The organism is uncultured Methanobrevibacter sp. (assembly GCF_905235195.1).
Classification (GTDB): domain Archaea; phylum Methanobacteriota; class Methanobacteria; order Methanobacteriales; family Methanobacteriaceae; genus Methanarmilla.
The window spans coordinates 25,806-36,597 of record NZ_CAJOKH010000003.1 but is presented as its reverse complement, the minus strand read 5'-3'; the positions used below and the strand labels follow the sequence as shown (position 1 = coordinate 36,597).

Below are 10,792 nucleotides of genomic sequence, written 5' to 3'. Positions count from 1 at the left end.
AATAGTTTCTTTTTCTGTTTTTTCTTCTGCAGTGTTTTTAACGTTTATTGAGATTGGTTGGTCTTTGGTTTTTGTTTCTTCTTTTTGAACTTTAGGAATATCTTCAGTTTGTGTGGCACTAGCTGTTACTTCTGCTTTTTTAGATTTAGAAACATCATAATCATGGGTTTTATTAGTAGGCTTTGCTTTTGTAATTGTTAAATTTTCAATTTCTTTGTTTAATGATTTTTCTAATTCAGCAGGGTCCTCTTTTTGATTAGACATAAGTCTTTTAGATGCTCTAGAAGTACTTTCTTTTATTCTATCTCTAGTTGATGTAATAGTTGCTTTTGCCTTTTTAGGTGAGATATTTTCAAAATCTGGTATTGGAGAATCACCTTTTAATTCCCTTTCAAAGTTATCAACATCTTCTAGTTGATTCTCTCTTTCTTCATCTCTATAATATAATTTTACTATTAAACACGCTAATGCTCCAATAATAGCAATGTTTATTAGTAATAACATAGTTTTTAATAGCATTTTATCCTCTTAAAATCTTTTTAATTATAATAAATATTTATTCATTATTACTTATATATACAATAATATATAATTTTTATTAATAAACTTTAAACTTATAAAAAAGTTTATGTTTAATTTTCTTTTATTTTATAGGTTTAATTTTTCTAAAACTAGCTTTTTGATAAAATTTATTATAAATTTTTTATAATTTTTATAATTTTTTTATAATCTTTTCAGTTTTTTATATTTTATTATTATATTAAAAATATTTTTTAATTAAGTTTCTTTTTTATAAATTAGATTAATTTATATATTTTTAAATTAAATATTTAATTAATCTATATCTTTAAGAATATAGTTAAAAAATTACTAATTAAGTTTTAATAAATTATTTAATGGATTTATTAAATAAATAAAAACAATATCTGGGCATATTTTTTTTAAGGTATTTAATAAATTTAATGTTTAAATAAACATTTTAAACCATTAGAAATTTTTTAAATCATAATTTTTTGTCTGGAATATTTTTTTTTAAAATTATTTATAATAGACGGATTTTTAAATTATATAATTAAAATTTAGTTTAGAGGAATAATATGGCTGTAAAAATTAATGAAAATTATCTTTTATTGAAAAATAACTATTTATTTGCAGAAGTTGCAAATAGACTTGCAAAATATGAAAGTGAACACCCTGAGAAAAATGTTATTGCAATGGGTATAGGTGATGTTACTAAACCATTGCCAAGAAGTGTTATTAAAGCATTTAAAGATGCTGTTGATGAAATGGGAGAAGCCGATACATTTATGGGTTATGGTCCAGAACATGGTTATGAATTTTTAAGAGAAGCTATTATTAAAGGAGATTTCGAACCTTTAGGAATTGATCTTGATTTGGATGAAATCTTTATTAGTGATGGTGCAAAATGTGATACTGGTAATTTCCAAGAATTATTCGATGTTTCATCAAAAATTGCAGTAACTGATCCTGTTTACACTGTATATGTGGATACTAATGTAATGGCAGGTAGAACAGGTCAAATGAAAGACGATGGAATGTATGAAGGACTTGTATATTTACCTTGTACTGCTGAAAATGGTTTTGAACCAGCTCTTCCTAGTGAGGATGTAGATATTATTTATTTATGTTATCCAAATAACCCAACAGGTTCAACACTTACAAAAGACCAATTAGAAAAATTTGTAAAATATGCAAAAGAAAATAATGTTTTAATTTTATTTGATGCAGCATATGAAAAGTTTATTACTGAAGATAATATTCCTCACAGTATTTATGAAATTGAAGGTGCAAAGGAAGTTGCTGTAGAATTTAGAAGTTTTTCAAAAACAGCAGGTTTTACAGGTACTCGTTGTGCTTATTGTATTGTGCCTAAAGAATTAACTATAACTGATTCAGATGGAAATGAACAGTCTCTTAATGCTTTATGGGATAGAAGACAAACAACTAAATTTAATGGTGTATCTTATCCTGTTCAAAAAGCAGCTGAAGCAATTTATTCTCCTGAAGGTAAAAGGGAAGTTAAAGAAAATATTGATTATTATCTTAAAAATGCAAAACTTATACGAGACAGTTTAACAGATTTAGGTTTAACTGTTTCAGGAGGAATTAATTCACCATATATTTGGGTTAAAACTCCAAACAATATGCCTTCCTGGGATTTCTTTGATTTATTATTAAATGAAGCAAATATTGTTGGAACACCCGGTGCAGGATTTGGTCCTAGTGGTGAAGGGTACTTTAGACTCACTGCATTTAATACATATGAAAATACTAAGGAAGCTATGGATAGAATTTCAAAATTATCCTTTTAATTAAGTTTTATAATTAATTTAGCTTATCTTTAGCAATTATTATTTTAAGGTGATAAAATGGTAGAATTACCATTAGAAATTACAGAAGAAGATACATTTAAAAGTTTATTTACAAAATTTGGGGCTTATGCTTTAGATAAACAAGAAAACTTGTCTACAATTATTGGGGATATGGAAGGAGATTTCAATATAGAAGAGGGTCTTTTATCCTTTGGGGATGATTATAATTTTCATGTACAAATTTTAGGATATTTGTCTATTGAATCTGGTGATTTTTCTTGGGCATGGGATAATGATGAATTAAATTTAGATGATAATTTAATAAGAGAATCAAAACAAGTTAAAGAAATAGGTGAAAAATATAATATTCCATCTTTTACAACTCCTATGTATAATACTGATTTGGAAGGGGCTCACTTTTTATCAATGGTAGTAGTATCTATGTTTGATGATGATGCATATTATCCTGCACAAATTGGAGATTATATATTCTTTGTAACTATTAAATCAGATCAAATTCCAACAGATGACAGTATTGAAAGGTTTCAGGTTGTATTTGATAGTTTCCAAAGAGATTATGAAGTAAATGGTAAAAAAGCTTTTGAAGGCTATGTTGCTCTTAAAGGTTATCCTGTAAATGTTCATGAAAATGACGATTTCCAAATTGCTAAAATTGGAAATGATAGATTTATGGTGGGATATACTAAAAGAGGCAATATAAACTTAATTAAAATTTTAAAACCAGATGATTAAATTATATTTTTAATTTATTCATTTATTTTTATTCATTCTTTTACTTTTTTATCAATAAAAATTGTGATTATATGGTTGGAGAATTAATTGATGATGTTAAAGAAGAAATAGTCTTTTTTTCTAAATGTGGATTTTATGATAAGGATGAAATTTTAGAAACTATTGAAGATGAATTCATTGATTTTGACGTAAACTTAGATTTAATTTCTCATTATTTGGAAAAAACCTTTAATAAATATCAACAATACACTAATAGTGAGGATTTTAATAATCTGCAATTTGCTTTTGATGATTTAAATAAAAATGGTATAATTTCAATTCATAATAATGCATATGATATACAAGAAGGTGTCGATGATGCCTTTGAAGTTTATACTCATTTGTTAAATAATAAATATTCTCCAATTGGCTTTTGTTTTTATACATTGTCTGATTTAGAAGAACTTTTTGAAAATCAAAAATTATCCCTATCATATGGAAGTTTTGATTTTGAAGATGAAATTAAAAAAAGCCAAATTGAAGATTTAATTGAAAATACATTTAAAAAATATGAGTTTGATATAAAAAAATCCGATGAACAGTTTATTATTTACAATTTCAATTGGATAAAAGTCTATGATAATAAGGAATACTCTATGGAAGGAGCATATGAAGACTTTATAAAATTTAATAAAAAAGAAGTATAATATATCCTCTAATCATAGGAGTTTTAATATGAATAAAAAAACTTATAATTTACTTGAAGATGTTATATCTGCATCTGGTAGATGGACTGCTCTTGAAGTGGTTAATGATTCTATTTATATTGACTTTTCAGATGTTCAATTATATAATATATCCTATGATAATGATTCTAATTTGTCATCTGCTTGTGAGATTTCCATACGTTTTGCAGAAAACAGTTTATTTTCAATATTTTACAATAAAGACGAAGATATAGAATTTATAAAAGATGCTAAAGGATTAGACAATAATTTTTTAATAGAACTTAATAAAAAATTAGATGAAGGGCAATTTAAATTCCAAAATATTGATTTTTCAAATAAACTATGTAAGAATTTTCAAAATGAATTAGTATTTCTTGATAATATAAATGATGCAAATATGGAGATTCCTGATTTTATATTGAGCTTTTCATGTGAAAATATAGCTATTTGTATTGGGGGAGATTCTTTAAATTTCTTCAATAATTTCGAATCATTAAACGATAACGATATATTGGAACTTTCAAATAGATGGTCTAGGTATTATTTAGATTATTGGATTAAAAAATCCAGTAAAAAACAATTACAAGAAGATCCAATTTGTGAGTTACATCCTTTAAAAATAAATAAAAAATATAGGTCTTTTTCCAAGAGAACTAAAAAGAGTTAATAATTTTAAAATATTATATTAATTGATTAATGATTATTTTTTTTAAAATTTAATATTATGTTTAGTGTGTAGGGGATTAAATAACCGTTGGGTTTTTTATGGAAGAAGTTTGGGATTTTCATGGTCTGAAAGTTAATTCTCATATTATGTTTATTTACATCTAGTGAATTGAGTATGATTTGAAGAAGATTTCAGATGATTATGATTTTATTTTTATTGATTCCCACATTAAGAGATTATACCTAATGATGTGGATAAAATTTCTAAATATTTTTAGTGTATTGAAAACCGAATATTTCGTCTAAAAACAATAAAATAGAAAATATATTCCAAAAAATATTTCTAAAACATATAAAAAGAAGAATAAAAATAGAAAAAATGACTTTTAACAAGTTTTATGTTAAAAATCAATTATTGGAATGTAATTAATATTAATTAATTATTATCCCACAAGTTTTTAAATGAACCTTATTGTTCTAAAACTTTATTAACATAAACAAAGTAATAATTTATTGGTCAATAAAAAATAATTTTAAATATATATATTTTTTATTTAAAAATGTTTTATTTCATTTTTATAATCCAAATTTTTCTTATTTAGGTATTATAGGAGATTTTAAATGACTTGTAGTATTTTAACTGGTGGAGCATGGGGAGATGAAGGTAAAGGTAAATGTATTACTTATCTTTGTAGGAATGATAAACCTGAGATTATTGCACGTGCAGGTGTAGGTCCAAATGCAGGACATTCTGTTGAATTTGATGGTGAAAAATATGGTTTAAGACTTATTCCATCTGGTTTTGTTCACACTGGCGGTGAATTAATGATTGGTGCAGGGGTTTTAGTTGACCCTGAAGTGTTTTTCCAGGAAATTGAAGACTTAAAAAAGTATAATGTTGGTGAAAGAACATTAATAGATAAAAGATGCAGTATTATTAAACCAGAACATCGTGAAAAGGATAAGAAATCTGATCATTTATCTAAAAAAATTGGAAGTACTGGTTCTGGATGTGGTCCTGCTAATTCTGATAGAGTTTTAAGAATTTCTGAATTGGCACAAGATATTCCTGAACTTGAAGATTATATTACTGATGTTTCACTTAATGTAAATAATACATTAGATGAGGGTAGAGATGTTTTTATTGAAGGTTCACAAGGATTTTCATTATCTTTATTATATGGTACTTATCCTTTTGTAACCAGTAAAGATACATGTGCAAGCACTTTTGCTGCTGATGTTGGTATTGGTCCAACTAAAGTCGATGAGGTTATCAATGTATTTAAATCCTATATTACAAGAGTGGGTGAAGGCCCATTTCCTACTGAAATGTCACAGGAAGAAGCTGAAGCAAAAGGCCTTGAAGAATATGGAGTAGTAACAGGTAGACGTAGAAGAATCGGTAATTTTGACATGGAACTTGCAAAAGAATCTTGCAGAATTAATGGTGCAACACAAATTGCTTTAACTTGTGTTGATAAATTGTATCCTGATTGTGCAAGGACTCAAGATTATTCAGTTTTATCTGCTGAGACTAAAAAATTTATTGATGAGATTCAAACTGCTACTGGAGTTCCAGTAACTATTATTTCTACTGGTCCTGACTTAGAGGACACAATTGATTTAAGAGATGAATTATTATAATATCTCTTATTTTTTTTATTTTTATTCTATTTTATTTTATTTCAACCTATTTCTAGTTTTATTCATATAATTTAATTTTTTAAATTTTTTAACTTTTCTTAATTCAATTATTTATTAATAATTAATTTATAGGGCTTTATTTAAAATTAGTAATTATATTCTATAGTTTTATTAAAAATAATAATAACCAAATTTTTAAGATAAATTTTAATCAATTAATTTTAATTTCAAGTAAATAATTTGAGAGTTTCTAATAAAAAATATAAAATTATTTATTATCTAATTCAAATAATGGATTTAATGTTTTATATCTACCATACTTAATACTATTATATACATACTCTCCAGATTTTTGAATAGATTCTCTGAGTGTATTGCCCTTAATCATATATCCTGAAAGTGCAGCTGAAAATGTACAACCACTACCGTGGGTATGGTCTGTTTCTATCAAATCTTGTTTTAAAATATTAATCTCTCCATCAAAGATAATATTATTTCCATCAAGATGGCCTCCAGTAATTATAGTATTAGATTTTTTTCCAATTATCTCTGCAGCTTTAATTCCATCTTCTACATTATTAATTTTCATATTAGCTAATTGTTCAGCTTCATTAACGTTTGGACATACAATTAATCCTTTTGGAATTAAATATTTCATTAAATATTTAGGAAATTTATCTTTTGATAAATTTCCTCCTGAAGTTGAAACCATTACAGGGTCTATAACGAGTTCTAAATTATATTCATCTATTTTTTCACTTACAAGCTTAATGATTTCTTTTGAATATAACATGCCTGTTTTTCCATAATGAATAGTGTAGTCATTATTTATAGCATCAATCTGCATAGATATAAAATCAATATTTACTTCTTCAATTCCAAAAACTTTTGAAGGGCCTTGAGCTGTAATTGCAGTAATTACTCCAGTTCCATGAATTCCAAGTGCACTGAATGTTTTAATGTCTGTAAGTATTCCTGCTCCTCCAGAAGGATCTAATCCTGCAATACTAATTCCTATCATATAATCATCTATATTAATCTCTTTCAACTACAAGTCTTTCAGGGCCGTGAACACTTCTAACTCGAATATTTAATGATTGTAAGTACTCTTTAGTTTTAGTTCCATCCCCATGAATAATAATTTCACCTAAATCTTCGGTAGTATTCACATCCATTGCCATATAAAATGAATCATGTACAATAGGTGTAAATTTATGTATATCTGCTTGTTTTACATGTTTTAAAAAACTAAAGTCTCCAAATTTCATTTCAATTGAATTAGGACTAATAAGAAGTGCATTTGTTCCTCCACCTTTAGATGGGACAATAACAAAATGCATAAATTGTGTCTGCTCAATAAACATTCCGATATTAGTTTTACCAATAAGTGGAACATCAGAAGGCAGTATAATAACTTTCTGAACCTTATCTTTAACTTCATCCATTGCCTGTTTTAATGCATTATTTAAACTTTTATCTTCAGGATTTTCTTCTTCGACAATAGTTTTTAAATCTATATTATGAGCATATTCTAATACTTCTTTATCAGCACTAACAATGTATATATCATCAACACTACTTTTAAGTGCATTTGTAACATCATTAAGCATAACTTTTAATAAATTTTCCCTTTCTTCTAAACTTAAAAAAGGAGATAATCTAGTTTTTGCATTGGAAAATTTACTTACAGGAATTATTGCATATATTTTATCCATTTCTTTAGCCATTTATGGTTCTCCTTATTTTTTTTTTAATAATGCTTTAATATTTAAAAAATTTCTAATTAATATGGAACTTAATATGTTTTTGCAATTGAAGCAATGTGTTTAGCTTTCTTTCCACAATGGACACATACTTTATCTGTATTATCATCTAAATCTTCACAAATACCAAGAACATCCATATCACTTTCTTCTTCAATTGATTTTCCACAATCACTCTCTCCACACCAGTAGAATTTACTAATTTTTCCATCTTCGCAGGTAGCTTTTAAATCTTCATTTTTTTCTACTAATTCGATTGCTGAATTAAAGTTCTGCCATGCTTTATTGTATAAATCATCATGTATTTTACTTAAGAGATTTTTTATATTAATTGATAAATCATCATTAATGTTTAATTCAGACTTTTCTCCATTATCTCTTCTAACAATAACTGCTTTATTGTTTTCTAAATCCCTAGGTCCAAGTTCAATTCTAAGAGGACTTCCTTTTTGTTCTATATCAAAGAATTTTTTACCTGGCCTCATATCTCTATCATCAATACTTACCCTGATGTTTAAATCTTCAAGAGAATTTTTTATCTCATTACATTTAGATAAGACTTCATCTCTTCCTTTTTTAAATAGGATAGGTACAATAACAACTTGTGTAGGTGCTACAGTAGGTGGTAAAACGAGACCTTTTTCATCTCCATGAATTGCAATTAAAGAAGCAATTACTCTATCAGATAATCCATAGCAGGTTTGATATCCGTATTCATGTTGGCCTTCTTTATTTTCAAATCTAATATCAAAGGTTTTTGCAAATGTTTGACCTAAATTATGTACTGTTGCAATTTGTAAGGTTTTACCATCTGGGAAAATTGTATCAAATGCCATAGTATAATCAGCACCCGGGAATTTGTCCCATACTGGCCTATCACTAATCATATATGGTACTGCTAATTTATCAAAAATATCTTTATAAATATTAATACCGGTTTGAACTTGTGTGTCTGCTTCTTCAGAACTTGAATGAACAGTATGTGCTTCTACAAATGATGTAATTTCACGAACTCTTATAAGTGGCCTTGTGTGTTTAGTTTCATATCTGAAGGTATTTACTTTTTGATAAACTTTAATTGGAAGGTCAATATGTGATCTTATCCAAAGTGAAAACATAGGATATATTGCTGTTTCACTAGTTGGCCTTAAAGCTAATTTTTCATTTAACTCTTTTTGGCCTCCATGTGTTATCCAGTATACTTCATCTTCAAATCCTTTAACATGAATTCCTTCTTTTGCAAGTTCTGCTTCTGGAATTAAAAGAGGAAACATAGTTTCATCATGTTCCTTATCAAGTAATTCAGTTAAATAGTTGTAAAAATGTTTTCTTATTTGAAATCCATAAGGTCTCCATACAGACATACCTTTAATAGGGTATCTGGAATCAATTATATCCGCTGTTTCAAGAATATTATGGAACCATTCACTAAAATTCTCCACTGTATCACCTAAAGTTTTTTATAGAAATTTTTCTAAGTTATGAAATTAATTAAAATTATTTGTTTAAAATAATGGTAATTTTAAGTAATTTAACTCAGTTATGAGATTTATTATATTTTAGTTAAAATTATTAAACTTTATAAAAACTTGCAAGGTTTTTATTAAATCTTAATCTAATAAACAAAGTTTTACTAAATTACCGATTTAAATTACTTATAAAAAATAACTTAAAGAATAATTTATAATTATATAATACATTTACTATCTTTTTTTTAATTAATAAATTATATTATAATTTTTTTTTTAAATTCACTAAATTAATTAAAATTTTACAAAAAATCAATTTTATCAAAAATTATTTTATTGAATATTAACAAATATACAAATATAATATATAAAATATTTATTAATAAATCTCTAGTTTATAGGTGGAAATATAATGTATTCTAAAACTATTCAAATGCCGAGAGAGGTTCATATTGGCCCTAATGTCATTTATGACACTGGAAAGATATCAAATGACTTAAAACTTCCAGGTGAACCTTTAGTTGTAACTGGTCACCGCACATTAAAAATTGCAGGTCAATTAGTATATGATAGTTTAGAGGATGCAGGTTTTAATCCGAATATTATTCAAATTAAGAATGCAACTCCTGAGGATGTTGAAGCCGTTGAAGATAGACTTGCAGAAAATTCATTTGCTTTAGGCGTCGGGGGTGGAAAAATTATTGATGTTGCAAAACTAGCTGCAACAAATAAAAATTCTTATTTTATTTCTATTCCAACTACTGCATCACATGACGGTATTGCTTCACCTATGGCATCTATTAAAAATTCAAAAGGTTCAGTTTCACTTAAAAGCCAAGCACCAATGGCACTTATTGCCGATTCTGAAATTTTAAAAAATGCTCCATTTAGATTTTTAGCTTCAGGATGTGCAGACATAGTATCAAATTACACTGCTGTTAAAGATTGGCGACTTGCACAAAGACTTCAAAATGAAAGTTTTTCTGAATCTGCTGCTGCATTGTCTATTATGTCAGCAAAATTAATTATACAATCTGCAGATAGTATTAAAGAAGGTTTAGAACTTTCATCTAGGCTTGTTGCAAAAATGTTGTTTAGTAGTGGTATGGCTATTAGTATTGCAGGTTCAAGTCGTCCTGCTAGTGGTAGTGAGCATTTATTTTCACATGCCCTTGATAGAATTGCTAAAAAACCAGCATTACATGGTGAACAATGTGGTATTGGTACTATAATGATGATGAAATTATATGGTGGAAACTGGAAGTGTATTAGAGATTCACTTAAAAGTATGAAAGCTCCTACAACAGCAGATGAGATTGGTATTGATTATGATGATATTATTGAAGCTTTAACAATTGCTCATACAATCAGGCCTGAACGTTACACAATACTTGGTGATAGGGGTATATCACGTGATGCAGCACGTAAATTAGCTATTGAAACTGGAGTAATTTAGA

Annotated in this window: 10 protein-coding genes; 6 read left to right on the top strand and 4 right to left on the bottom strand. The window is 26.7% G+C overall.

Annotated features, from left to right (window positions below):
• On the bottom strand, nt 1-519 hold a 519-nt coding region (locus QZ146_RS00570), incomplete at its 3' end, for a hypothetical protein (RefSeq protein WP_295721419.1).
• 578 nt (nt 520-1,097) lie between these two features.
• Here QZ146_RS00570 and QZ146_RS00565 point away from each other — a divergent pair.
• The 5 genes from QZ146_RS00565 to QZ146_RS00545 all read left to right on the top strand — a co-directional run bounded on the left by QZ146_RS00565 (nt 1,098) and on the right by QZ146_RS00545 (nt 6,103).
• Nucleotides 1,098-2,333 (top strand): LL-diaminopimelate aminotransferase, encoded by a 1,236-nt coding sequence (locus QZ146_RS00565; protein ID WP_295721417.1) that lies wholly within the window; start codon nt 1,098-1,100, stop codon nt 2,331-2,333.
• Nucleotides 2,334-2,390: 57 nt separating this feature from the next.
• A complete protein-coding gene (locus QZ146_RS00560) occupies nt 2,391-3,086 on the top strand; it encodes a DUF6882 domain-containing protein (protein WP_295721415.1) in 696 nt (231 codons plus the stop codon).
• Nucleotides 3,087-3,157: 71 nt separating this feature from the next.
• Nucleotides 3,158-3,772 carry a DUF6891 domain-containing protein gene (locus tag QZ146_RS00555; RefSeq protein WP_295721413.1) on the top strand — a complete coding sequence of 205 codons (615 nt, stop codon included), beginning with the start codon at nt 3,158-3,160 and terminating at the stop codon, nt 3,770-3,772.
• A gap of 28 nt (nt 3,773-3,800) precedes the next feature.
• Nucleotides 3,801-4,460 (top strand): hypothetical protein, encoded by a 660-nt coding sequence (locus QZ146_RS00550; RefSeq protein WP_295721411.1) that lies wholly within the window; start codon nt 3,801-3,803, stop codon nt 4,458-4,460.
• Between the two features lie 620 nt (nt 4,461-5,080).
• Nucleotides 5,081-6,103 carry an adenylosuccinate synthetase gene (locus tag QZ146_RS00545; RefSeq protein WP_295721409.1) on the top strand — a complete coding sequence of 341 codons (1,023 nt, stop codon included), beginning with the start codon at nt 5,081-5,083 and terminating at the stop codon, nt 6,101-6,103.
• 268 nt (nt 6,104-6,371) lie between these two features.
• Here the strand turns inward: QZ146_RS00545 and thiD are convergent, their stop codons facing one another.
• The 3 genes from thiD to proS form a co-directional block, all read right to left on the bottom strand.
• On the bottom strand, nt 6,372-7,124 hold the full coding sequence (gene thiD / locus QZ146_RS00540; protein ID WP_295721407.1) for a bifunctional hydroxymethylpyrimidine kinase/phosphomethylpyrimidine kinase: 753 nt from the start codon (nt 7,122-7,124) through the stop codon (nt 6,372-6,374).
• A gap of 13 nt (nt 7,125-7,137) precedes the next feature.
• Entirely contained in the window at nt 7,138-7,818 is a 681-nt protein-coding gene (gene cofC, locus QZ146_RS00535) for a 2-phospho-L-lactate guanylyltransferase (protein ID WP_295721421.1), read from the bottom strand.
• 80 nt (nt 7,819-7,898) lie between these two features.
• Complete coding sequence (proS, locus tag QZ146_RS00530; protein WP_295721405.1) at nt 7,899-9,308, bottom strand: proline--tRNA ligase; 1,410 nt, start codon at nt 9,306-9,308, stop codon at nt 7,899-7,901.
• 439 nt (nt 9,309-9,747) lie between these two features.
• Between proS and QZ146_RS00525 the strand changes: the two genes are divergently transcribed.
• Entirely contained in the window at nt 9,748-10,791 is a 1,044-nt protein-coding gene (locus QZ146_RS00525) for an NAD(P)-dependent glycerol-1-phosphate dehydrogenase (protein WP_295721403.1), read from the top strand.
• The last annotated feature ends 1 nt before the right edge of the window (nt 10,792 follow it).